We start from the raw sequence: 23,305 nt of genomic DNA, 5'->3' as shown, positions 1-23,305 counted from the left end.
ATGCGATGGGACGGCCAGCGGCTCGACCGCTCCGGTGAGCAGGCGCTGCTCGGGCTGACGGGGCTCGTGCGGTCGGTGACCTCGCCGGAGTTCGACGGCGTCACCTTCCACGAGATCCGCGCCCGTTCCGCGCTCAACAAGGTCGGCGGGTCGGCGATGCCCTTCCGGTGGACGGTGAACCCGTACCGCGGTTGTTCACACGCGTGTACCTACTGTTTCGCCCGGCGGACCCACACCTATCTCGACTTCGACTCCGGCCGCGACTTCGACACGCAGGTGGTGGTGAAGACCAACGTGGCCGAGGTGCTCGCGACCGAACTGGCGAAACCGGGCTGGGCGCGGGAGCACGTCGCGATGGGCACCAACACCGACCCGTACCAGCGAGCCGAGGGCAGGTACCGGCTGATGCCGGGGATCATCCGCGCGCTGGCCCGTTCGGGTACGGGGTTCTCGATCCTGACGAAGGGCACGGTGCTGACCCGCGACCTGCCGCTGCTGCGTTCCGCCGCCGCCGAGGTGGGCATCGGGGTCGGCGTCTCGATCGCGCTGCTCGACCGGGACCTGCAGCGCAGGCTCGAGCCCGGCACGCCCAGCCCCAGGGCCCGTCTCGATCTCGTCCGCCGGGCACGCGACGCCGGACTCTCCTGCGGCGTCTTCGTCGCACCGGTCCTGCCGGGCCTCACCGACTCCGAGGAGGCGCTGGACGCGCTGCTGGCCGCCGTCGCCGAGGCGGGGGCGACCGGCGTGACCGCGCTCCCGCTGCACCTGCGACCCGGCGCGCGCGAGTGGTTCGCGTCCTGGCTGGCCGCCGAGTACCCGGGCCTGATCGGCCGGTACCGGGATATCTACGGCGACGGCACCTATGCCTGCGCCCCCTACCGCCGTTTCCTGTCCGAGCGGATCGCGCGGCTGGTGCGCAGGCACGGTCTCGAACCGCGCACCGGCGCCGCGGAACGCGGCGTTCCCGGCGACGGCGGCGGGCAATGGCCCGCGGGCGTCCTGCCGGCCGCACGGCGGGCACGCGGGGACAGCGAACCCGCCCGGCCCGAGCAACTGTCCCTGCTGTGAACGGCGGCTGACCGCCGGGGCGGGCCGCACCGCCCGGCCGTCCGCGGCGAAACCTGGTGGCGCCCTGCCCGGGGCCGTTGGCTAACGTGTGTGGTCGGCAGCGTGTGCGTCCGGATACGCGTTCGTATGCCGCGTACCAGCGGACGGCGCCGCCACGTCTCACCGTCCGCCGAGCCCGCACACTTCCCGAGGAGAACAGCAGCAGTGCTTCGCAGCCACAACGTCGGCACCTTGCGTGCCGACCACGCCGGACAGACCGTCACTCTCACCGGCTGGGTTGCGCGGCGCCGTGATCACGGCGGGGTCATCTTCATCGACCTGCGCGACGCCAGCGGGGTCGCCCAGATCGTCTTCCGCGAGGGCGAGATGGCCGAGCGCGCCCACCAGCTCCGCTCCGAGTACTGCCTGCGCGTCACCGGTGAGGTCTCGGCTCGCCCGGAGGGCAACGAGAACACCGAGATCGACACCGGTGCGGTCGAGGTGTACGTGACCGAGCTCGAGGTGCTGTCCGAGGCCGCCGTACTGCCGTTCCCGATCGACGAGCGGGTCGACGTGGGTGAGGAGGTCCGCCTCAAGCACCGCTACCTCGACTTGCGCCGCAGCGGCCCGGCCAAGGCGATGCGCCTGCGCAGCGAGGTCAACCGCGCCGCCCGCGAGGTGCTGCACGCGCAGGACTTCGTCGAGGTCGAGACGCCCACCATGACCCGTTCCACCCCCGAGGGTGCCCGCGACTTCGTCATCCCGGCGCGCCTGCGTCCCGGCTCCTGGTACGCCCTGCCGCAGTCGCCGCAGCTTTTCAAGCAGTTGCTGATGGTCGGCGGACTGGAGCGGTACTACCAGATCGCCCGCTGCTACCGGGACGAGGACTTCCGCGCCGACCGTCAGCCCGAGTTCACCCAGCTCGACATCGAGATGAGCTTCGTCGAGCAGGACGACGTGATCGCCCTCGGCGAGGACATCGTGGTGGCGCTGTGGAAGCTCGTCGGCGCCGACATCCCGAAGCCGTTCCGGCGCATCACCTACGCCGAGGCCATGGCCCGCTACGGCTCGGACAAGCCGGACCTGCGCCTGGACCTGGAGATCACCGAGCACACCGAGTACTTCGCCGACACGCCGTTCCGCGTGTTCCAGGCGCCCTACGTCGGTTCCGTGGTGATGAAGGGCGGCGCCGACCAGCCGCGCCGCACCCTGGACGCCTGGCAGGACTGGGCAAAGCAGCGTGGAGCCAAGGGTCTGGCCTACGTCCTCGTCGGCGAGGATGGCACCCTCGGCGGCCCGGTCGCCAAGAACCTGTCGGAGACGGAGCGCGAGGGCCTGGCCGCCGCCGCGGGCGCCGAGCCCGGCGACTGCGTGTTCTTCGCCGCGGGCAAGCCGAACGACGCCCGCGCGCTGCTCGGTGCCGCCCGCGTCGAGATCGGCCACCGTCTGGGTCTGATCGACGAGAACGCCTGGTCGTTCGTCTGGGTGGTGGACTTCCCGCTGTTCCAGGCCACGGCGGATGCCGACGACGTGGCCGTGGGCAGCGGCTCGTGGACCGCGCTGCATCACGCCTTCACCTCCCCGACGCCGGAGTGGATCGACTCCTTCGAGAAGGACCCCGGCAACGCGCTCGCCTACGCCTACGACATCGTCTGCAACGGCAACGAGATCGGCGGCGGGTCGATCCGTATCCACCGTGGGGACGTGCAGAAGCGCGTGTTCGAGCTGATGGGTATCGGCGAGGAGGAGGCGCAGGAGAAGTTCGGCTTCCTGCTCGACGCGTTCCAGTTCGGCCCGCCCCCGCACGGCGGCGTCGCGTTCGGCTGGGACCGCATCGTCATGCTGCTGGCCGGTGCCGACTCGCTGCGCGACGTGATCGCCTTCCCGAAGACCGGCGGCGGCTACGACCCGCTGACCGCCGCGCCGGCGCCGATCACCGCCGAACAGCGTAAGGAGGCGGGCGTCGACGCGAAGCCCGCGCCCGCGAAGTAGCCGGACGGTCACCCTCCGCGCCCGGGCCCGGCACCCCTTCCGGGCGTCGAGGGGCCGAGGTGCGGCAGCCGCCTGCCCGTGTCCCTCGCCGCGGATGCGGAGCCTGCCCGGTCACCGCGGCCGTTCCCGCGGGGGTGACGGGGCAGGCGAATGCGGGCATGGTGGGTTGTGGACGCATACGGACTAGTAGGGTCGGAGTCAATGACAGTGGATACCTCGCCCGCCGACGACTCGACGACAGTCGGAGGTGGTGCGGAGTACCTCGCGATCGAGGCCGCGGTCGCTGCCGGCGAGGCCGTTCTGGCGCATCGCTTCGGCAGCGCCATCCCGCTGATCGAACCCGAGGACCTCGCCGGAAGTGGCCCGGCCACCGTGGTCCGCGCCCGGATCGCCTCCTCGCCGTTCGCTCTTCCCCGCACGCTGGTGATCAAGCACTACCCGGCGGCGCCCGGCGGTGACGTCCCGGATCCGTTCGCCCAGGAGGCGGTCAGTTACCAGCTCTTCACCGCGCTGGCGAAAGAGGACCGGATGTGCCCGGAACTCCTCGCCCACGACGGCGAGCACCGCGTCCTGGTGGTCGAGGACCTGGGCCGCGCGCCCACCCTGCAGGACAAGCTCGCCGGTAGCGACGCCCGTGGCGCCGAGCGCGCCCTGCTGTCCTGGGCCCGGTCCCTCGGCAGGCTGCACGCCGGAACCGCCAGCCGCGAGGCCGATTTCAACGCGCTGCTGCGCAGGCTTGGCGGCCCTGTGCACGGCGAGGACACCACCCCGGTGCTGGCCTGTGCCCAGCTTCCGGCGCTGATCGAGGACACCCTGGGACTCGTCGTTCCCGAGGAGGTCGGCCGTCGCGCCGAGCGGGCGGCCGAGGACGCCCGCTCCATGTCCTTCCGTGCGTTCAGCCCGGTGGATCTCTGGCCGGACAACAACCTGGTGACCGGCGACGGCGTCCGGTTCCTGGACTTCGAGCGCGGGCGGGTGCGCAACGCGCTGGTGGACGCGGCGTACCTGCGGGTCCCGTTCGCCTCCAGCCCGCATGCGCTGGCCCTGCCCGCGGGCATGAGCGAGGCGATGATCGCGGCCTGGCGGTCGGAGGTCACGCCGATCTGGCCGGTGCTGGCCGAGGAGGACGAACTCTCCCGGTACCTGCTGGACGGTCAGCTTCTCTGGGTGTGGATCACCACCTGGGAGCTCCTGCGCAGGCTGCGCCCGGGCGCGCCCGCAGGCGCGTCGGGCCGGGCCGCGGCACTGGTCACCTATTGGCAGGAACTCGCTCGCCAGGCCGAGCGGGCCGGTGCGGACGTCCTCGCCGGACACGCGGCGGAGGTCGGTGCCGCCGTGGACGAACGGTTCGGCCCGGGACTTCGGCTCGCGCTGTACCCGGCGTTCCGTTAGTGACGGTCCGGGCCGTGCCGTTACGCCTGGCGGCGGCCGTCGCGGGGTGCGAACACCACGTGCGCCTCGACGTCGGAGACGGTGCCGCGGACGGAGTCGTCCACCCAGCGGACGACCCCCGGATATCCGTTGGGATCCACAATGGACTGTGCGGTGGTCTCGGTGTCGAACAGCGTGCGGCGCGGGTGCACCGCCGCACCGGTGCTGCCGCCGAGCAGGGCCCGGTGTGCCCCGGCTGATCCGTACGCCCAAGCCGACGCCGCCCGGGTTGACCACCAGCCTGCGGCCGGCCGGGCGAACGGCATGTGCGTGTGCCCGCACACCACGGTGTCCACTTCGGACGGCACGCCGACCGGCACGTCCGCCCAACGGGCGGGGGAGCTGTCCACGAGCGTGACTCCTCGTCGTGGTCGCGCCGGGTCGTGTGACAGAGCAGCACGGAACCCAGCCCGTCGATCTCCCGGCGTGCCGTCAGCGGCAGCGCAGCGAGTCGGGCGAGCCGGCCCGGATCGAGCCTGCCCGCCGCCCGGGCGGCGATGGGATGGGGACCGCCACCGTCACCGCGAGCCGGCGAAGCCAGTTCCCGGTCGGCGCTGACGCGCACCCATACCGCCCGGTCGCCGAGCGACTCCAGCAGGTCCATGGTTTCGGCGGGTTGCGGGCCCGCCGCGACATCACCGGCGAGCCCCGCCGCGACATCACTGGCGAGCACCACCCGCCCGGCGGCGGCCACCTCGGGTTCGCCCGGCACGGCAGGCAGCGCGGGCAGCACGCCGTGGATGTCGGCGAGTACGGCCACGGTCCCGGTCATCCGCCCAGGGTGGCCCCTCGCACCCGAGCCGGGCCAGGGTGTTCACGGCCAGCGCAACCATCGGGCGTCCGGCGGGCTACCGTCGTGGCGTGCAGGACGAACTCTTCACGGTGAACCCCGATGCCGCGGATCCACCCGAACCCGCCGGCCCGGGCACGGTCGCGCCGCCGGTGAGCGTGCCGGCCGGGTCCCCGCTGGCCGTGCGGATGCGGCCGGCCACGCTCGACGAGGTCGTCGGGCAGCAGCACCTGCTGGGGGAGGGGGCGCCGCTGCGCAGGCTGGTGGAGGGCGCGGCCCCCGCGTCGGTCCTGCTCTACGGCCCGCCCGGTACCGGCAAGACCACCCTCGCCAACCTGGTGTCCACCGCGACCGGCCGCCGTTTCGTGGCACTGTCGGCACTCTCGGCCGGGGTGAAGGAGGTGCGCGGTGTGATCGAGGAGGCCCGCCGCCGCCGCAACTACAACGCCGAGAACACCGTCCTGTTCATCGACGAGGTCCACCGGTTCTCCAAGACCCAGCAGGACGCTCTGCTCGGTGCCGTCGAAGACCGGACCGTGCTGCTGGTCGCCGCGACCACCGAGAACCCCTCGTTCTCCGTGGTGTCACCGCTGCTGTCCCGTTCGCTGGTGCTGCAACTGCGCCCGCTGACCGACGAGGACGTGCGCGGGCTGCTGCGCCGCGCCCTCGCCGACGAACGCGGACTCGGCGGCGAGCTGACACTCACCGACGAGGCGGAGGACCACCTCGTCCGGTTGGCCTCCGGGGACGCGCGCCGCGCGCTCACCGCGCTGGAGGCCGCCGCGGACGCCGCGGGGGCGACCGAGAACGGGGAGATCGGGCTGGCCACCGTCGAGTCCACAGTGGACAAAGCGGCCGTCCGTTACGATCGGGACGGTGATCAGCACTACGACGTCATCAGCGCCTTCATCAAGTCGATCCGCGGTTCGGACGTCGACGCGGCACTGCATTACCTGGCGCGGATGATCGAGGCGGGTGAGGATCCCCGTTTCCTCGCCCGCAGGCTCGTCGTGCACGCCAGCGAGGACATCGGCATGGCGGACCCGACGGCGCTGCAGTCCGCGGTCGCCGCGGCGCACGCCGTCCAGTTCATCGGTATGCCCGAGGGCAGGCTGGCACTGGCACAGGCGACCGTGCATCTGGCGACCGCGCCGAAGTCGAACGCCGTGATAGCCGGGATCGACGCGGCGCTCGCCGACATTCGCGCGGGCAAGATCGGCACCGTCCCGCCGCATCTGCGCGACGGCCACTACGCGGGCGCGGCGAAGCTCGGCAACGCACAGGGGTACGCCTATCCGCACGGCGTGCCGGAGGGAGTGCTGGCGCAGCAGTACCCACCGGATGAGCTGGTCGGCACCGACTACTACCACCCCACCCAGCGGGGAGCCGAGCGCACGCTCGCCGAGCGGGTGCCGAAGCTGCGCCGGACCATTCGCGAGCGCTGACCGGCCCGGCCGCGACACCCCGTGTGCCTCCCCGTACGGCCCAATCCGGCCGGGTGCCGTGGCGCGCGGTAACCTGACCCGCAATTCCGTCGCCGCGAGATTTCCGAGGAGGGCATGTGTCGGCAGGACAGATCGCAGCGCTGATCGCCGCGGGTGCATTCGTGCTGCTGGTGTTGCTGCTGGCGATTCCGCTGATGAAGCTCGGGCGCACGCTCGACGAGGCGACGATCGCGATCCGCAAGGCACACGAGAACACCGATCCCCTGCTGCACGGGGCGAACGACACCCTGACCCACGTGAATGCCCAGCTCGAGCGCGTGGACGGCATCACCGCGGGCGCGCAGACGGTCACCAGCAACGTGTCCGCCCTGTCCTCGGTGTTCACCGCGACGCTGGGCGGGCCGCTGGTGAAGACGGCCGCGCTGTCCTACGGCGTCAGCAAGGCGGTGCGCGGACGCCGCAAGAGCAAGGCGATCGACGACGTCAGGCGCTCGCGGCGTTCGAGGGGCAGGAAGAACAAGTGAAGCGGATCTTCTGGTTCTCACTCGGCGCCGCCGCCGGCGTGGCCATGTCACGCAAAGCCACCGAAACCGCTCGCCAGGCGTCCCCGGCGGGGATAGCCTCGAACGTGGGCGACGCCTTCCGCGAACTGGCGGGTGCCGTCGGATCGTTCGGCGCGGACGTGCGCGCCGGGATGAGCGAGCGGGAGCAGGAGTTGAACGACATCGTGCACGAGCGGTCCGCCGCACCGGCACGCGCCGACGTGCCCGCGGTCGACGGCAGGCACGCGGCCTCCCGGCGAGCGCGCCGGGCGGAGGGCTGACGCCAACCCCCGCGCACCCGCCTCCCGAGTGCCGATTCGCGACCCTCCGCCGCCGTAGCCGTCATCCGACCCGGCGCGGCGCACCTCCACGTGCCGCCGCTCCGCCTGCACCGAGGAACGACAAGTGGAAACACACGAGATCAACAAGCGGTTCCTGGACCATTTCACCGAACGCGGACACACTCAGGTGCCGAGCGCGTCGCTGATCTTCGACGATCCGAACCTGCTCTTCGTCAACGCCGGCATGGTCCAGTTCAAGCCGTACTTCCTCGGGGACGTGCCGCCGCCCTACCCGCGCGCGACCAGCATCCAGAAGTGCGTGCGCACCGGCGACATCGACGAGGTCGGCAAGACCACCCGGCACAACACGTTCTTTCAGATGGCCGGGAACTTCTCCTTCGGCGACTACTTCAAGGAAGGTGCCATCGAGCACGCCTGGGAGCTGATCACCGCGCCGGTGTCCGGCGGTGGCTTCGGTCTGGACCCGGCAAGGTTGTGGGCCACCGTCTACGAGCACGACGCGGAGTCCGCCGCGCTGTGGCACAAGATCACCGGCATCCCGGCCGAGCGCGTCCAGTACCGCGGCGCCGACGACAACTACTGGGACATGGGCGTCCCGGGACCCGGCGGCCCGTGCTCGGAGATCTACTACGACCGCGGCCCGGAATACGGCCGTGAGGGCGGACCGGTCGTCGACGAGGACCGCTACCTCGAGATCTGGAACCTGGTCTTCATGCAGGAGATCCGGGGCGAGGTGAGCCCGAAGAAGGGCGGGCCGGTCCTCGGCGAGCTGCCGACGAAGAACATCGACACGGGCATGGGCATCGAGCGCGTCGCCTACCTGCTGCAGGGCGTGGAGAACGTCTACGAGACGGACCTGGTCCGCCCGGTCATCGGCAGGGCCGAGGAGTTCTCCGGACACCGCTACGGCGCCGACCACACCGACGACGTCCGCTTCCGCGTCATCGCCGACCACGCCCGCTCCGGGGTCATGCTCATCGGCGACGGCGTGACCCCCGGCAACGACGGACGCGGTTATGTGCTGCGCAGGCTGCTGCGCCGCATCGTCCGCTCGATGCGGCTGCTCGGCGTGCACGAGCCGGTGCTGCCGGAGTTTGCCGCCGTGGTCCGGGACGCGATGGGACCGTCGTATCCCGAACTGGTCACTGGTTTCGACCGTATCGCCGACATCATGCGGGCCGAGGAGGAAGCGTTCCTGACCACGCTCACGTCCGGATCGCGCATCTTCGACCTGGCCGCCGAGCAGACCAAGGCCGGTGGCGGGGCGATTCTGGCCGGGGACAAGGCCTTCCAGCTCCACGACACCTACGGCTTCCCGATCGACCTGACCCTGGAGATGGCCTCCGAGCAGGGCCTGCGGGTTGACGAGGACGGCTTCCGCACGCTCATGCAGGAGCAGCGCGACCGGGCGAAGGCGGACGCGGCCTCCCGCAAGAGCGGCCACGGCGACCTCTCGGTGTACCGGCAGGTGCTGGAGCGGCACGGCGAGACCCGCTTCCTCGGCTACACCGACCTGCAGGCGACCGCTCGGGTGATCGGCCTGCTCGTCGACGGTGCGCCGGTGGCCAGTGCCGCGGCGGGGACGAAAGCCGAACTGATCCTGGACAGCACCCCGTTCTACGCGGAGAGCGGTGGCCAGGTCGCCGACACCGGCGTACTGGTCGGTCCCGGCGTCGAGCTGACGGTCGGGGACGTGCAGAAGCTCGTACCCGGGCTGTTCGTGCACCGCGTCGAGGTGCTCGCCGGCGAGGTCGGGATCGACACCGAACTCACCGCCTCGGTGGACGCCACCCGCAGGTCCGCGATCGAGCGTTCGCACTCGGCGACCCACCTCGTGCACGCCGCCGTACGTGGCGCCTACGGCTCGCGCGCCGCGCAGGCCGGTTCGCTGAACTCGCCCGGCCGGATGCGTTTCGACTTCACCACCGGTGGCGCCGTCTCGGCCGATGTACTGACCGAGGTCGAGGAGGAGGTCAATGACTACCTCCAGACCGACGTCGAGGTGCGCAGCTACACCACGACCAAGGACAAGGCGCTGGAACTCGGTGCCGTCGCGCTGTTCGGTGAGAAGTACGGCAACGACGTCCGCGTCGTCGACATGGGCGACTACTCCCGTGAGCTGTGCGGCGGTACCCACGTCGGCCGGATCGGCGAACTCGGCCTGGTGAAGCTGGTCGCCGACTCCTCCATCGGCTCCGGGGTGCACCGGGTGGAGGCACTCGTCGGCACGGACGCCCTGCGCCACGTCCGCAAGGAGCAGCTTCTGGTCTCCCAGCTCGCCGGCACGTTGAAGGTGCCGACCGAGGAGCTGCCCTCGCGGATCTCCGACGTCCTGACCCGGCTGCGCAACGCCGAGAAGGAGATCGAACAGCTCAAGACCCAGCAGGTCCTCGGCTCGGCGGGCTCGCTGGCCGACCGCGCGGTCGACGCGGGCGGGGTCGCCGTGGTCGCCGAACGGCTCCCGGAGGGTGTCGACGCGGGTGGTGTCCGCGCCCTCGCGGGCGAGATCCGCAACCGCCTCGGAAGCCGTCCCGGCGTGGTGGCGCTGTTCGCGCCCGGCGCGGACAAGGTGAGTTTCGTCGTGGCCACCACGGCGGCCGCACGCGAGGCGGGACTTGCCGCCGGTGCGCTGGTACCCGCCTTCGCCGGGGCCATCGGTGCGCGCGGCGGCGGCAAGCCCGACATGGCGCAGGGCGGCGGCAGCGACCCCTCGGGTGTCGACCAGGCGATCGCCGCACTGCGCGACGCGGTCGCCGGGGCGTGAGAGCACGTCGCCCCGACCGGCCCGGGGAGGAGGATCCCGGGGCCGGCCGGCGGCTCGGCGTCGATGTCGGATCCGTCCGGGTCGGCGTGGCGCTCTCGGATCCCTCCCCGTTCCTCGCCAGTCCGCTGGTTACGCTGTCCCGTGATGCCGACGACGACAGCGACCTCACTCAGCTCGATCACCTGGTCTCCGAACACGGGGTGGTCGAGGTGATCGTGGGTCTGCCGAGAACGCTGGCGGACCGCCAGGGCAGCGCGGCCGAGATCGCGATCGACTACGCGCAGCGGCTGGAGCACCGGATCGCGCCGGTGCCCGTGCGGCTCGCCGACGAGCGGCTGACCACGGTCACCGCCGCCCGGATGCTCTCGCAGCGCGGAGTGAAGGGACGGAAGCAGCGGGCGGTCGTCGACCAGGCCGCCGCCGTCGAGATCCTGCAGGCGTGGCTGGACGGACGTGCGTCCGGCCTCGCCGCCGCGCGCAGGGAAGGGAAGGATTCGTGAGCGAGCCCGTCGACGGACGGGGTGGCCGCGACCGGCGACGCCCGCCGGAGCACCCGCGGCGCGGTGAGCGCCCCGCACAGCCGCCACCGCCGCCGCCGCCGGTGCAGCCCGGACCGCCACCCCCGCCGCCTGGTCGTCCCGGCCAGGCACCACCGCCGCCACCACCGCCTCCGGCATCGCGGTCGCGGGGGATGTTCGAGTCACCGACCCCGCACGGGCCGCCCCCCGTCCCGCCTCCGAACGCCATCCCTCCGACCGCCATCCCTCCGAACGCACCGACACCGCCACAGGGCATGCCCCAGGGACCGCCACCCGGTGCGCGTCCCAACCGGCACCACAGGCCACCCTCGCCGGCCGAACCGGGGGAGGACGGCCTCGGCATCCTGGGACGGCGTCCGCCCGCCCACGGACGGGAGCCGGGACCGCCACCGGACGAGACGCCCACCGAGGTGCTGTTCGTCGAGCACGGCCGGTCCATCGGCGACGCGCTCGACGATCGCGGCCCCCAGGCCGGTCCGCAGCACGACGACGGCTTCCACGACGAAGGCCCGGCCGGCCGTTACCAGGACGACCGTTACCAGGACGACGGGTACGAAGACGACGGGTACTACGAGGACGACTTCTACGAGGACGAGTTCTACGACGAGGAGTACGACGACGAGGAGAAGGCGGAGCCCGAGTACTTCGAGGACGAACGGCCGGAGAAACGGGAAGGGCCGCCGCGCCGGGGAAAGCGCGGCAAACGCGCCCTCGGCTGGTTCGCCGCCGTGGCGGTGATCGTGCTGCTCGCCGGAGGTGCCTGGTTCGGTGCCCGCGAACTCCTCGGCTTCGGATTCGAGGACTACGAGGGAGCCGGGGAGTCCGACATTCTCGTCCAGGTGACCGACGGCGACTCCACCAACGCCATCGCCGCGAAGCTCGACGAGGCCGACGTCGTCGCCAGCGCCAAGGCCTTCGTCGAGGCCAGCGAGGACGACCAGAAGGTACGCAGCGTGCAGCCCGGCTACTACGTCCTCAAGACGAAGATGTCCGGCACCGGTGCGGTCAACCGCCTCGTCGATCCGACCGCCCGGGTCGGTCAGATGCAGGTCCGCGGCGGCACCCAGCTCGACGACATCACCCAGCCGGACGGCACCGTGACGCCCGGTGTGATCGCCCTGCTGTCGAAGGCCTCCTGCGCCGAGCTCAACGGCCAGAGCACCTGTGTCTCACCCGAGGACCTGCGCTCGGCGATCGCTGAGGCCGACCTGGCCGCGCTCGGGGCCCCGCAGTGGGCGGTGGAGGCCGCGGGCAGGGCCGATCCGGCACGGCGGATCGAGGGACTGGTCGCACCCGGTGTGTACGACGTCAAACCGGGCTCGGACGCGAAGACCATCCTCGGTGACGTGCTCGGCGCCTCGGCGTTGCGCCTGCAGACCGCGGGCCTGCCCGACGAGGCGGGCGCGACCGGCCAGACTCCGTACCAGGTGCTGGTGATCGCCTCGCTGATCGAACGCGAGGCCGTGAAGCAGGACTTCGACAAGGTGTCCCGGGTGATCTACAACCGCATCGCCCAGGATATGAAGCTCGAACTGGACTCCACGGTCAACTACGCGCTCGATCGTCCCGTGGTGCGGACCAACCCGGAGGACCGGGAACGGGCCGGGCCGTACAACACCTACGCCACCGGCGGGCTGCCCCCGACACCGATCTCGGCGCCGAGCAAGGAGGCCATCACGGCCGCCGAGAAACCGGCCCAGGGGGAGTGGCTGTTCTTCGTGAAGTGCGAGAAGAACGGGTTGTCCTGCTTCGCCGCGACGAACGAGGAGCACAACCAGAACCGTCGCGACGCGCAGGCCCGCGGTGCCTACTGACCGGCCCGCGCCACGGCGTGCGGCGATTCTCGGCTCCCCGGTGGGACACTCGCTCTCCCCGGTTCTGCACGGTGCCGCCTACACGGCGCTCGGCCTCGCCCACTGGACCTACGACAGGGTCGAGGTCGGGGCGGACGCCCTGCCCTCGCTCGTCGCCGGGCTCGGCCCGGAATGGGCGGGTCTGTCGGTGACGATGCCCGGCAAGCGGGCGGCCCTGGAGTTCGCCGGTACGGCCACGCCCAGAGCTCTCGCGGTCGGGGCGGCGAACACGCTGGTGCGGCAGGACGACGGTGGCTGGCACGCCGACTGCACCGACGTCGACGGCGTCCTCGGCGCCCTGCGGCACGCGGGTGGTTACGTCCCGGCCCCCGGTGACGTCGGAGTGGTGCTGGGCGCGGGGGGTACCGCGGCGGCGGCGGTGGCCGCGTACGCCGCACTCGGCCTCGACGGCGTCCGGCTGGTCGTGCGGGAACCGGCACGGGCAGCGGAGACCGTGCGGGCGGCGGACCGGGCCGGCCTCGGCGTCGAGGTGCTGCGCTGGTCCGAGGTGGACTTCCACGCACTGGCACGGGATTCCGCCGTGCTGGTGAGTACCGTGCCCCCCGCGGCGGTGCAGCCGCACCTGGACACGCTGGCGACGGTCCGGGCCCTGCTCGACGTGATCTATCACCCCTGGCCCACTCCGCTGGCCGAGGTCGTGGCGGCCCGCGGCGGCGCACTGGCGACAGGACTGGACATGTTGCTGCACCAGGCTTTCGGGCAGGTGGCGCAATTCACCGGACGGGCCGCGCCGCGGGCGGCGATGCGCGACGCGCTGCGGACGGCGACCGGTGGCATCCGCACCTTGCCGATCGACTGAACCCCGCGCCCACCCTGAGTTCCCGTCCTGGTCTACAGGACGCGGGTGAGTCCATCGCCGCGAGGATCAGAACCCCGGGACGGGGAGCGCCGCTGACCCACCGGCGCGAGCCCGGCCGCACTCGCGGGCGCGGCGCGCAGCAGGACCACGACGATCAGCCCGCCACCGGGATTGGCGGTGGCGGTGACGGTGCCGTGGTGGCTGTGGGCGATCGCGCGGACCAGCGCCAGGCCGATGCCGTGTCCCTCGGCGCGGGCCCGGCTGTTCCCGCGCTGGAACAACTCGAAGAGCCGGGCGGCCTCGTCCGGGCTCACGGTGTCGCCGGTGTTGGCCACCGTGACCACCGCCTCGCCGTCCCGGACGGTGGTCATCAGCCGTGCGGACCCGCCGGCGTGATTGTGCCGGATCGCGTTGTGCAGCAGGTTGATCAACAGATGGTGCAGCAGATCCGTGTCTCCGTGCACGCGGGCCGGCCGCAGCTCGCCGTGCACATCGATCCCACGGGCGGCCGCTTCCTCCCGTACCTGGTCCAGGGTGCGCGCCGCGATCGAGGCGAGGTCTGCGGACTCGGCGTCGATGCTGCCGTGTTCGGCCCGCGACAGCGCGAGCAACGACTCCACGGTCGCGATGCTGCGATCGTTGGTGGCCAGGAGTTTCGGTGCCAGAGTGGCCAGGTCGTGGTCGCCTGGACGGGCCGAGGCGACCTGCAGCATCGTGCGCATGGTCGCCAGCGGAGTGCGCAACTCGTGCGAGGCGTTGGCGGCGAAGCGTTGCTGGGCCTCGAAACTCGCGTGCAGACGGTCCAGCATCGTGTCGATGGTGTCGGCCAGCTCGGTGAACTCGTCGCGGGCGCCGTCGAGGTGGATGCGTTCGTCCAGGGTGTCGCCCGCGACCGTGCGAGCGGTCCGCGTGATGCGGTGGACGGGGGCCAGGATGCGACCGGCGATGACCCAGCCGGCCAGGAACGCGACCAGAACCAGTCCGAGCAGCGCCACACCGGACAGTTCCAGCAGGACCGCCAGAATGTCGTCCTTGCTGGCGATCGTCACCATCGTGGAGTCCGCGGCGTCGATCGGGATGGCCGGAACCACCACACGCCGGCCCACCGGAGGCGGCAGGTCGTAGGTCGGGATGTAGCGCATCAGGAGGTACACGGTGACCAGCAGGACGATGCCGCAGGCCAGCACCATTGCGCCGTAGAGCAACGTGAGCCGCAGGCGGATGGACAGCCGCCTGCCCCGGAGCGTGGCGTGGACGCTCACGGGGCGGTGGCCAGGTAGTAGCCGACTCCGATGGCGGTGTGCAGGACCGGCGGGTCGCCGAGCTTGCGGCGCAGCGTGGATACGGTGATGCGCACCGCGTTGGTGAAGGGGTCGGCGTGTGCGTCCCATCCCTTCTCCAGCAGGTGTTCCGCACTCAGCACCGCGCCGTCGGCACGCATCAGCAACTCCAGGACGGCGAACTCCTTGCGGGTGAGCCGCAGACCGTGGTCGCCGCGGCGGGCGTCACGGCGGGCTGGATCCAGCCAGAGGCCCGCGCAGGCCAGCGCGGGTGGATGCGCCGCACCGGCGCGGCGCGACAGCGCACGCAGCCGGGCGACCAATTCGGGGAAGTCGAACGGTTTGACGAGGTAGTCGTCCGAACCGAGTCGCAGTCCGTCGACCTTGTCGGCCAGTCGTCCCGCCGCGGTCAGCATCAGGATGCGACATTCCGGCCGGGTGGCGACCAGGTGCCTGCACACGTCGTCGCCGTGCACCCCGGGCAGGTCGCGATCCAGCACCACCGCGTCGTAGTCGTTGACCGCCAGGCTCTCCAGCGCGGTCGCCCCGTCACCCGCGATGTCGACCGCCATGCCCTCGCTGCGTAGCCCGGACTCCAGAGCCTCGGCGAGAAACGCCTCGTCCTCCACCACCAGCACCCGCATACCCTCGCCCTTCGGCTTCTCGCATTCGTTCACCCGGTCCGGAAACATGGTTCGCGCAACCACATATGGTCACCGTATGGAGTTCACCAGACCCCGGCGATAACCGTGGCCTGGCTACATGGGGCGAGCCACGGCACGCCGCCGCGGCCCAGGGCGAATCCACCGTCCTGAAGTGAACATCCACGAAGGGAAGTACCCATGCCCTTGTTCTCCCGGAAGATCGCCACCGTCGTCACCGGCCTGGCAATCATGGTCGGCACCGGCGGCGCAGCCCTCGCCGATTCCATGGACGAGCGGGCAGGAGGGGACGGTCCCGTCACGCCGATCGGTTGCGAGCCGGCCCGGCCGTTGCCGCCGGGGACACCGCATGTGCCCGCGCAGCCGATCGACGGCGCGCCGGCCGGCCATGCCGAGCCCGGTACGCCCGAGGTGCCGGCCGAGCCGATCGGTTGCCAGCCCACCCGGCCGTTGCCGCCGGGGACACCGCATGTGCCCGCGCAGCCGATCGGCGGCGCGCCGGCCGGCCAGGCCGAGCAGGGCTGAGCGGCTGCCAGGCATGGTTGCCCGGGGCCCTGCCACCCGGGCAACCATGCGGGCGCGCCGCCGCAGCGAAGGACTTCGCACCCACTCGCCGCCGTGGCGGGACGCGCGCGACGGCCCGGTCACACCGGGGTGCCCGGTGGCCGCCGCCGGTGGCGGCCACCGGGCCGGGGTTCACAGGTCGCGATCACCGGCCCGCGGCCGGGCTTGCCGCCGGGGGACGGCGAGGGTGAGGTGGAAGTCCTGCAGGTCGACGTGCCGCTCGCCGACCGGCACGCCGTCGACCGCGACCCAGGCGTGCGCCAGGAACGGCTGGACCCGTACCCCGCTGCACCACTGCGGCCAGGAACCTCCGGACCGGCACAGCAGCGCTGTGGCGATCGATCGCTGCAGACACCAGTGCCCCCGGCAGCGCATGCTGACGCTGACCACCGCGTTGCGGGCGCGCAGTGCCTCGTCGGCGGTCGCCGGTCTGCCACCACGGGACGCCCGTTCCAGCGCACGACGCAGCCGCCGAGGCGACTGCCGGGCGAGGACACGGGCGATTCCCACCGCGACAAGGGCACCGAGACGCAGATGCGCGGGCGCCCGGGTGGCCGCTTCCACCGTGATCGGCGCGCTCATGCGGTCACCAGCTTCGCCGCGATCAGCGCGTCGAGAGTGGCCTCGACGTCGGTGGTGATCCGTTCGGCCGCGCCGGGATGCGCCGCGCGTAGCGTCGCGGCGGCGGACTCGGCGGTCTCACCGGCGAGCACCGCCCGCAGGACGGTCGCCCCGGTCTCGTTCATCTGCCAGTAGCCACCGTCGCGCTCGTTGAGCAGGACCAGGCCACTACCGGTCTCGGTCACGGTCACGTCCGGGGCAAGGTGATAGCTCATGACGTTCCTCCACTGTGGACGGGATCAGCCGGGTGCACCGCGGGCCGTGGGTCCGCCGCCTGGCTCCGCAGCCAGCGTTCGGCGGCCAAGGTCGGATTGAGGCCGATCAACTGCCTGATGTCGGCGTGTGTCCGGATCAGGACATCGCGAAGCGCCTCGGTGTCGACCAGGCCGAGGCGCGCGAGCCGGGAGTCCTCGCACAGCCCGAGCAGCGCCCGCCTGCCGCGACGCAGTCCCTCGTACACCTCGGCGGTGGCGTGCCCCTTGGTCGTCCGCTGGGCGAGTTCGGCGGGGGTCACCCCGTCCAGCGCGGCGGACAGCACCGGCTTTGCCCGGTCCGCCGACACCCGGTCGGCGAGCCGGACGGACATCGCGGCCTCGACCACCCGGTCGTCCAGGTACGGGGCTTCGAACCTGACGCCGTAGCGGGCACCGATCTCCGCCATCTGCCGGTTGATCACCCCGTTGAGGTGAACCTGCCGGGCCATCTGGTGCGCGACGGGGCTCGGTGCCAGCGGCGCCGGCTCGTCCGCGGCGGCGCCGGCCACCTGGTCGCGGGCGATCGCCAGTGCCTCGGCGCTCACCCACGGCGGCATCATCGGGACGATGTCCCAGCCCATCACGTTCTCGCCGGGCACGCGGGGGGCGCCGAGACCGGCCGCGCAGTCCGACAGCCACCGGGAGTACGGTCCGACGTCCGCGAGGTTGCGCACCATCGTCGCCCAACTCCACCGGCGCCGGACCCGGAGGGCTCGGATGTGCGGCACGGCTCGGAGCGGGTCCGTGCGGGCGAGTGCGTGCAGGGCCATCTCGTTGGGCTGGAACAGTTCGTCACCGCCGTCACCGCGAAGGTGTGTGCTGGATCCGAGACCGGCGATCAGTTCCGCCTGGTGCTCGATCCTCGGCACGTGCAGGAGCGACTGCGGTCCTTCGAGTTCGGACGACCCGGTGGAGGGTTCGTCGTAGAGACCGGGCGCCTGCTCACCGGGAAACACGACGTGCCGCGCGGGGGAGAGTATTCCGCTCAACCGCTCCGCCCATGCCAGATCGTCGTTCGCGGCGTCCGGAGAGGCGTAGTGCGTGGTCACCAGCCGCGCTTTCCCCGTGGCGGCGACAAAGCACAGGTTCGACGAGTCGAGGCCGCCGGAGAGATCCGCGGTCACGGTGCCGCCCCGCGAGGTCCGTGCCTCGACCGCCTCCCGGATCGCCGCGCCCAGTACCGAGGCTCCGGTGCTCAGCGGGACCTCGGGTTCCGGCGGTGTCCACCATCGCGTCGTCCGTCCGCCGCCGCGCGTATCCAGGTGCAGGTAGTGCCCCATCGGCAGGGAAGAGACCTCGCGCCAGAGGGTGTGCGTGTTCAGCGGCCACGGCGGGCCGTAGGGCGCGAGCAGGTGCAGCGGCAGGAGTTCCTCGTCGATCGAGACGCCGGCCAGCCGGGCCAGCACCGCGGGCCGGTCACTGCCAACGGTGACGCCGTCGGTCGACGTGTAGAACACCTGCCGGGCCCCCGAGAGGCTGCCCTGGGCGCGCACCTCGCCGTCGATCGAGGACAGCAGATGTACGCAGCCGCTCAGGCTGCCTGCGAGCCGGTCCAGGTCGCGGGCGTCGCGCAGGCCGCGGGCTGTCGAGGTCAGGGACTCGGGAGTGGTCGTCGTCGGCCCGAACAACACGATCCTGTTCGGCCCCACGGCCACGGAAACGACCTCGTCCTCGTTCCACCGCCCGATCAGCCACGGCCGTCCGGAATGGTGACGAAGCGTCCGCACGGCCCCGTCCGCGGGGAGCCTGCGCGCGATCGTCTCGCTCGCCGGGTGATCGGCGAGGATCACGAAGTCCATCTCTGCTCCCGTTTCGTGTCTCGTCCGGTCCGGGGGTCATCCGTCCTCGGCCCCGGTGGACGGCACGCGGGGTCGCCACGGCGGAACGGCGTCCGCGGCGACCCCGCGCGTTCGTGAATCAGCCGGACGGTGTGACAGCCACGCCGGCCGGGCCGTCAGAAACCGCGATCGGCCGACCTACGGGGTCCACTGGCCATTGATGGAGGGCGTGTCGATCCAGATGCCCAGTACGGCCGCGTGGGTGACGTCGGCGAAGTCGCCGAGTTCGACCAGAGTCGGCGGCTCGTACACGGTGGTCTCTTCGATCATCGGAGTCACTTCCCTTTCTATTGGCATGCCGGAAATGCCGCCATGCCTTGTTCGGGGTTATGAGTAGGGCTTGGCCCTTGGAAAGGTGTTGCATGGCCGAGATTATCAGGACCCGCGCCCACCGCGTGGCAATTTCGTGACCGTGAACAACGGTTGGAAAAAGAAGATGGAAAAGCGGTGGAGTAACCATGAAATTGTGGTCGAGAATAAATGAAATCACGAGGCAATCCATCTTCGGTGCCGAAGCGGCGTATGAATCACCGTCGGCGAGAAGTGAGAATTCCTGTCCCCGCCGCTCCCGAGGAGCGTGGTTCCCGCCGACGGACGCTGTCGGCCAGGTCTCGGGGTATCCACCGGGGAATGTGCCGCTCGGGTTTCTCCTGTTCCCGTCGCAGCGGTACCGGGCCCGAAGGCGGACCACGCGGAAAAGTCACCGATACAGGGTGTGGGGCATCGCTTAGCATGGCGGCATGAAGATCGCCATCCTCGACGACTACCAGGACGTCGCACTGCGCTTCGCGGACTGGGACGCCCTCGGCGCCGAGATCAGCGTGTTCACCGAGCACATCGGCGACCAGGACGAGCTGGTGCGCCGGCTGGCCGGGCACGAGGTCGTGGTCGCCATGCGCGAACGCACCCGCTTCCCGGCGGAACTGCTGCGGCGGCTGACCGATCTGCGGCTGCTCGTCAGCACCGGATACCGCAACGCCGCGATCGACGTGGCCGCCGCCCGGGAACAGGGCATCGTGGTCGCGGCCACCGGATACATCCCGCACCCGACCGCCGAGCACACCTGGGCGCTCATCCTGGCCGCCGCGCGCGGGCTGCCCGCGGAGGAGCGCTCCGTGCGTGACGGCGGCTGGCAGATCGGTGTCGGCATCGGGCTGCACGGCCGCACCCTGGGCCTGCTCGGGCTGGGCAAGCTCGGCTCGGCGGTGGCCAGGGTGGGGCAGGCCTTCGGCATGGAGACGATCGCGTGGAGCCCGAACCTGACCTCCGAGCGGGCCGCCGAGCACGGCGTGACGGCGGTGTCGAAGGACGATCTGCTGCGCCGGTCGGACGTGCTCTCGGTGCACCTTGTCCTCGGTGACCGCAGTCGCGGGCTGATCGGCGCCGCGGAACTGGCGTTGATGAAGCCGACCGCGTGGCTGGTGAACACCTCGCGCGGGCCGATCGTCGACGAGGACGCGCTGCTGCGGGCACTGCGCGGGCGCACGATCGCGGGCGCGGCGCTCGACGTCTACGACACCGAGCCGCTGCCCGTCGACCATCCGCTGCGGGGACAGCCCAACACGGTGCTCAGTCCGCACATCGGCTATGTCACCGAAGAGGTGTACGAGGTCTTCTTCACCGACGCCGTGGCCGAGATCGCCGCGTTCAGCGCAGGGAAACCGGTGCGCCTGCTGGAAGAGTGACGAGGTCGGACGCCGGGGCTGTTCAGGCGAGCTCGGCGAGCACCGCGTCGGTGAACATCGGCCACGCCCGCACCGCCCACGGCCCGAACGCCCGGTCCGCCAGGCTCACGCAGGCCAGCCCGGCATCCGGATCGACCCAGAGAAACGTGCCGGCCTGGCCGAAATGGCCGAACGTGCGCGGAGAACTCGCCGAGCCTGTCCAATGTGGACTTTTGTGGTCGCGGATCTCGAAGCCCAGACCCCAGTCGTTCGGCTTCTGGTGGCCGTACCCGGGCAGGACGCCGGTGCGGCCGGGAAACGCGACCGCGGTCGCCTCGGTGACCGTCCGCTCGTTCAGCAGGGACGGGCTCTGCAGTTCGGCCGCGAACAGGCCGAGATCGGCCGCCGTGGACACCGCGCCCGCCGCGGGCGAGCCGTCCAACACGGTGTGGCGCATGCCGAGCGGGGAGAACAGAGCCTCCGCCTGGTAGTCGGCGAACGCGATCCCGGAGTGTGCCTCCAGGGTCTCGGCGAGCACCTCGAAACCGGCGTTCGAGTACAGCCTCCGGTCACCGGGCGCGGCCATCACCGCGCGGGAGTCGAAGCCGAGCCCGGCGGTGTGTGCCAGCAGGTGCCGCACGGTCGCGCCCTCCGGCCCGGCGGGGCTGTCCAGTTCGACCACGCCCTCCTCGATCGCGATCAACGCCGTGTAGGCGGTCAGCAGCTTGGTGACCGAGGCGAGCGCGTACCGGTGCCCGGCGTCCCCGGCGGTGGCGAGGACGGTGCCGTCGGCGCTGATCACGGAGGCGGCGGCGTTGTCCACCGGCCACTGCCGGATCGACTGCAGGCTTTCCATGGCGCTCAGGGTAGGTGACCACGACGCGGGTGAGCCCCGGGGGAGACGGCCACGGTGACCTCCTCGCGCGGCCCGCGATCGCCGTTGTGCGTTCGGGCGGCACGGGCGGCAGACTGGCGGATCCCGGTGTCGATGCCGGCACCCGGGGAAGGTGGAACGGGCCGTGACGGAGGACGGAGGGCGGACGGCGTGAGCACGACGGACCTCGCGGTCGGCAGTCCGGTGGCGGGGCGGGTGGTCCCACTGGCGGCCCTGCCGGATCCGGTGTTCGCCGGCGGCTCCGTCGGCCCCGGCGTGGCGGTCGATCCGGCGATCACGGCCCGGGAAGACGGCGGGCCGGGCGCCGCGATCACCGTGGTGGCCCCCGTCGACGGCACTGTCGCGACCCTGCACCCGCACGCCTTCGTGGTGGTGACCGACGACGGGCGTGCCGTGCTCGTCCATCTCGGTCTGGGCACGGTGCGGCGGCGCGGCGCCGGTTTCGTCCCGCACGTCGTGCGCGGGGAGGCGGTGCGTGCGGGACAGCCGATGCTTACCTGGGAACCCGAAGCGCTGCGCGCCGACGGCTACGACTTGCACGTTCCGGTGATCGCGCTGGACGCCGTCACCGGGGCGCTCGACGGCCTGCGCCCGGACGGCCCGGCCGGGAACGGCCCGGCCGGGAACGACCCGGAGGGCCTCCCGGTACGGCCGGGAGACCCGCTGTTCACCTGGCGCGCCTGACGACTCAGGCGCCGGAGACGATCTGGCCCTCCCGTACCGACACCGCGATCGGCGGCAGCGGTTCGGTCGCCGGCCCGGTGCGCACGGCCCCGGTCAGCGCGTCGAACACCGAACCGTGACACGGGCAGGTCAGGTCCTTGCCCTCAGCCTTGACCTTGCAGCCCTGGTGGGTGCAGCTCGCGCTGAACGCGGCCGCCGTCGTCTCGGTGGGCCGCGCCAGCACGATCTCCTCCTCGTCCGGGCCGGCGACCAGCTTCGCCTCGCCCACCGGGATGTCGGCGAGCGCCGCGAGCGGGCTGCCCGGTGCGGCGGCGGCCGGAGCGGCGGGCTCCTCGGGCCCGCAGGCGGTCAGCGCGGTCACGCCGAGCGCGGCGGCGGCTCCGGTGGTCAGGACGGTGCGGCGGGTGTGCCCGTGATGGATTGCCATACACCGGATACGAGTCAGCGCGTGATCAGGTTCGCTCGACGGGCGAAATGCACCGAATCGGGCGCGTCGTGATCGTGACCGGGGTGGCCTCGGTGCCGGAGCTCGGCGGGCCGGGTGCCCTCGTCCGGGTGAGGTTCGCCGGATTTCCGAACGAGCGGTCCAGTCGTGGCCGAACGAGCTTGCCCGCTCGCGGCGGCAGGCCGACAGTGGTCGCCGTGACCGTGTCGATCATCGTTCTCCTCGTGGCCGGAGCCACCGCCGGGCTGCTGGGCGCCCGGTTGTTGCGTACCGGCGTGCATCCCGCCGTGGTGCCCGCCTGGCCGTGCGCCTGTGTCACCGCGTTTCTGTGGGCGGTCACCGGTCTGCGCTGGCAGGCGGGTGCGCTGCCGGGCTGGTGGCTGCCCACGGCGCTGGGCGTCGCGTTCATGGCGGTGCCGCTCGTGGCGGCGGACCTGCGCCACCGCAGGCTGCCCGATGTGCTGACGCTGGGCGCATGGCCGTTATTCACCATGGGGCTGGCGATCGCCGCGTGGTGCGGCCCGGGCAGCCCCCTCGCCGTGCGCGCCCTCACCGGGGCGCTGTTGTTCGGAGGCGTGCACGCGGCGGTGCGCGCGGTGTCGCCCGGTTCGCTGGGCGCCGGCGACGTCAAGCTGGCGTTCGCCCTGGGAGCGGTGCTCGGTGCCCTCGGCTGGACCGCGCTCGTCCTCGCCGCGGTGCTGGCGGCGATCGTGACGGTGCTGTTCGCCGCGGCGGGTGCGCTACGGCGGTCGGACTCGTGGCGTTCGGGTGTCCCGCACGGGCCCGGGATGCTGGCCGCGGCCTGGCTGCTGACGGTGTTCCAGGCGGTGCGTCCCGCCGGGTGAGCGGGCCGGACAGACCTGATCGTGGGCC

23 protein-coding genes are annotated in these 23,305 nt (G+C 71.9%); 14 read left to right on the top strand and 9 right to left on the bottom strand.

All coding sequences use genetic code 11. The annotated features are described in order from the left end of the window. The 3 genes from CFN78_RS12475 to CFN78_RS12465 all read left to right on the top strand — a co-directional run bounded on the left by CFN78_RS12475 (position 1) and on the right by CFN78_RS12465 (position 4,431). Complete coding sequence (locus CFN78_RS12475; RefSeq protein WP_094862892.1) at positions 1–1,068, top strand: Rv2578c family radical SAM protein; 1,068 nt, start codon at positions 1–3, stop codon at positions 1,066–1,068. A 204-nt stretch (positions 1,069–1,272) separates the two neighbouring features. Next, on the top strand, positions 1,273–3,039 hold the full coding sequence (gene aspS / locus CFN78_RS12470; RefSeq protein WP_094862891.1) for an aspartate--tRNA ligase: 1,767 nt from the start codon (positions 1,273–1,275) through the stop codon (positions 3,037–3,039). 201 nt (positions 3,040–3,240) lie between these two features. Next, a complete protein-coding gene (locus CFN78_RS12465; RefSeq protein ID WP_094862890.1) occupies positions 3,241–4,431 on the top strand; it encodes an aminoglycoside phosphotransferase/kinase family protein in 1,191 nt (396 codons plus the stop codon). A 20-nt stretch (positions 4,432–4,451) separates the two neighbouring features. On the opposite strand, the gene CFN78_RS29770 is transcribed toward CFN78_RS12465, so the two are convergent. Then, positions 4,452–4,820 (bottom strand): hypothetical protein, encoded by a 369-nt coding sequence (locus CFN78_RS29770; protein WP_240519418.1) that lies wholly within the window; start codon positions 4,818–4,820, stop codon positions 4,452–4,454. A 511-nt stretch (positions 4,821–5,331) separates the two neighbouring features. Between CFN78_RS29770 and CFN78_RS12455 the strand changes: the two genes are divergently transcribed. From CFN78_RS12455 to CFN78_RS12420, 7 genes are all read left to right on the top strand, one after another. Further along, the gene (locus CFN78_RS12455) at positions 5,332–6,705 is read left to right on the top strand and encodes a replication-associated recombination protein A (RefSeq protein WP_094862994.1); all 1,374 of its coding nucleotides are present in this window, start codon (positions 5,332–5,334) and stop codon (positions 6,703–6,705) included. Between the two features lie 116 nt (positions 6,706–6,821). Then, positions 6,822–7,229 carry a DUF948 domain-containing protein gene (locus CFN78_RS12450; protein ID WP_094862889.1) on the top strand — a complete coding sequence of 136 codons (408 nt, stop codon included), beginning with the start codon at positions 6,822–6,824 and terminating at the stop codon, positions 7,227–7,229. Beyond that, the gene (locus CFN78_RS12445) at positions 7,226–7,528 is read left to right on the top strand and encodes a hypothetical protein (RefSeq protein ID WP_094862888.1); all 303 of its coding nucleotides are present in this window, start codon (positions 7,226–7,228) and stop codon (positions 7,526–7,528) included. The genes CFN78_RS12450 and CFN78_RS12445 overlap by 4 nt, the downstream gene beginning before the upstream one ends. 124 nt (positions 7,529–7,652) lie before the next feature. After that, a complete protein-coding gene (gene alaS / locus CFN78_RS12440; RefSeq protein ID WP_094862887.1) occupies positions 7,653–10,313 on the top strand; it encodes an alanine--tRNA ligase in 2,661 nt (886 codons plus the stop codon). After that, positions 10,310–10,813, top strand: coding sequence for a Holliday junction resolvase RuvX (gene ruvX, locus CFN78_RS12435; protein ID WP_094862886.1), 504 nt, complete (start codon positions 10,310–10,312; stop codon positions 10,811–10,813). Before alaS ends, ruvX begins: the two co-directional genes overlap by 4 nt. Positions 10,814–11,106: 293 nt before the next feature. Next, positions 11,107–12,666 (top strand): endolytic transglycosylase MltG, encoded by a 1,560-nt coding sequence (gene mltG, locus CFN78_RS12425; RefSeq protein WP_094862885.1) that lies wholly within the window; start codon positions 11,107–11,109, stop codon positions 12,664–12,666. Beyond that, positions 12,656–13,525: a shikimate dehydrogenase gene (locus CFN78_RS12420; protein ID WP_094862884.1), complete on the top strand. Its 870-nt coding sequence runs from the start codon at positions 12,656–12,658 to the stop codon at positions 13,523–13,525. Before mltG ends, CFN78_RS12420 begins: the two co-directional genes overlap by 11 nt. Before the next feature lie 32 nt (positions 13,526–13,557). On the opposite strand, the gene CFN78_RS12415 is transcribed toward CFN78_RS12420, so the two are convergent. Continuing rightward, positions 13,558–14,787 (bottom strand): sensor histidine kinase, encoded by a 1,230-nt coding sequence (locus CFN78_RS12415; protein WP_094862883.1) that lies wholly within the window; start codon positions 14,785–14,787, stop codon positions 13,558–13,560. Further along, positions 14,784–15,449 carry a response regulator transcription factor gene (locus CFN78_RS12410; protein ID WP_094862993.1) on the bottom strand — a complete coding sequence of 222 codons (666 nt, stop codon included), beginning with the start codon at positions 15,447–15,449 and terminating at the stop codon, positions 14,784–14,786. The genes CFN78_RS12415 and CFN78_RS12410 overlap by 4 nt, the downstream gene beginning before the upstream one ends. A gap of 198 nt (positions 15,450–15,647) precedes the next feature. Between CFN78_RS12410 and CFN78_RS12405 the strand changes: the two genes are divergently transcribed. Then, entirely contained in the window at positions 15,648–15,992 is a 345-nt protein-coding gene (locus tag CFN78_RS12405) for a hypothetical protein (protein ID WP_094862882.1), read from the top strand. A gap of 171 nt (positions 15,993–16,163) precedes the next feature. Here CFN78_RS12405 and CFN78_RS12400 read toward each other — a convergent pair whose 3' ends face one another. From CFN78_RS12400 to CFN78_RS28530, 4 genes are all read right to left on the bottom strand, one after another. Beyond that, positions 16,164–16,613, bottom strand: a complete 450-nt coding sequence (locus CFN78_RS12400) for a lasso peptide biosynthesis B2 protein (protein WP_094862881.1) — start codon at positions 16,611–16,613, stop codon at positions 16,164–16,166. Next, a complete protein-coding gene (locus CFN78_RS12395) occupies positions 16,610–16,867 on the bottom strand; it encodes a lasso peptide biosynthesis PqqD family chaperone (protein WP_094862880.1) in 258 nt (85 codons plus the stop codon). Before CFN78_RS12395 ends, CFN78_RS12400 begins: the two co-directional genes overlap by 4 nt. Further along, positions 16,864–18,705 (bottom strand): asparagine synthase-related protein, encoded by a 1,842-nt coding sequence (locus CFN78_RS12390; protein WP_094862879.1) that lies wholly within the window; start codon positions 18,703–18,705, stop codon positions 16,864–16,866. Before CFN78_RS12390 ends, CFN78_RS12395 begins: the two co-directional genes overlap by 4 nt. A gap of 177 nt (positions 18,706–18,882) precedes the next feature. Further along, entirely contained in the window at positions 18,883–19,014 is a 132-nt protein-coding gene (locus CFN78_RS28530) for a lasso RiPP family leader peptide-containing protein (RefSeq protein ID WP_110494997.1), read from the bottom strand. A 470-nt stretch (positions 19,015–19,484) separates the two neighbouring features. On the opposite strand from CFN78_RS28530, the gene CFN78_RS12385 reads away from it, so the two are divergent. Further along, complete coding sequence (locus CFN78_RS12385; RefSeq protein ID WP_094862878.1) at positions 19,485–20,429, top strand: D-2-hydroxyacid dehydrogenase family protein; 945 nt, start codon at positions 19,485–19,487, stop codon at positions 20,427–20,429. Between the two features lie 22 nt (positions 20,430–20,451). Here the strand turns inward: CFN78_RS12385 and CFN78_RS12380 are convergent, their stop codons facing one another. Further along, entirely contained in the window at positions 20,452–21,264 is an 813-nt protein-coding gene (locus CFN78_RS12380; protein ID WP_094862877.1) for a serine hydrolase domain-containing protein, read from the bottom strand. A 189-nt stretch (positions 21,265–21,453) separates the two neighbouring features. Between CFN78_RS12380 and CFN78_RS12375 the strand changes: the two genes are divergently transcribed. Next, positions 21,454–21,987, top strand: coding sequence for a PTS sugar transporter subunit IIA (locus tag CFN78_RS12375; RefSeq protein ID WP_240519417.1), 534 nt, complete (start codon positions 21,454–21,456; stop codon positions 21,985–21,987). Between the two features lie 4 nt (positions 21,988–21,991). Here the strand turns inward: CFN78_RS12375 and CFN78_RS12370 are convergent, their stop codons facing one another. Further along, positions 21,992–22,414, bottom strand: a complete 423-nt coding sequence (locus CFN78_RS12370) for a Rieske (2Fe-2S) protein (protein ID WP_094862875.1) — start codon at positions 22,412–22,414, stop codon at positions 21,992–21,994. Between the two features lie 215 nt (positions 22,415–22,629). On the opposite strand from CFN78_RS12370, the gene CFN78_RS12365 reads away from it, so the two are divergent. Continuing rightward, a complete protein-coding gene (locus CFN78_RS12365; RefSeq protein WP_240519416.1) occupies positions 22,630–23,277 on the top strand; it encodes a prepilin peptidase in 648 nt (215 codons plus the stop codon). Positions 23,278–23,305 lie beyond the last annotated feature (28 nt).

Origin of the sequence: Amycolatopsis antarctica, from assembly GCF_002262875.1 — a bacterium.
GTDB lineage: Bacteria > Actinomycetota > Actinomycetes > Mycobacteriales > Pseudonocardiaceae > Amycolatopsis > Amycolatopsis antarctica.
This window is presented reverse-complemented; position numbering and strand designations above follow the sequence as displayed.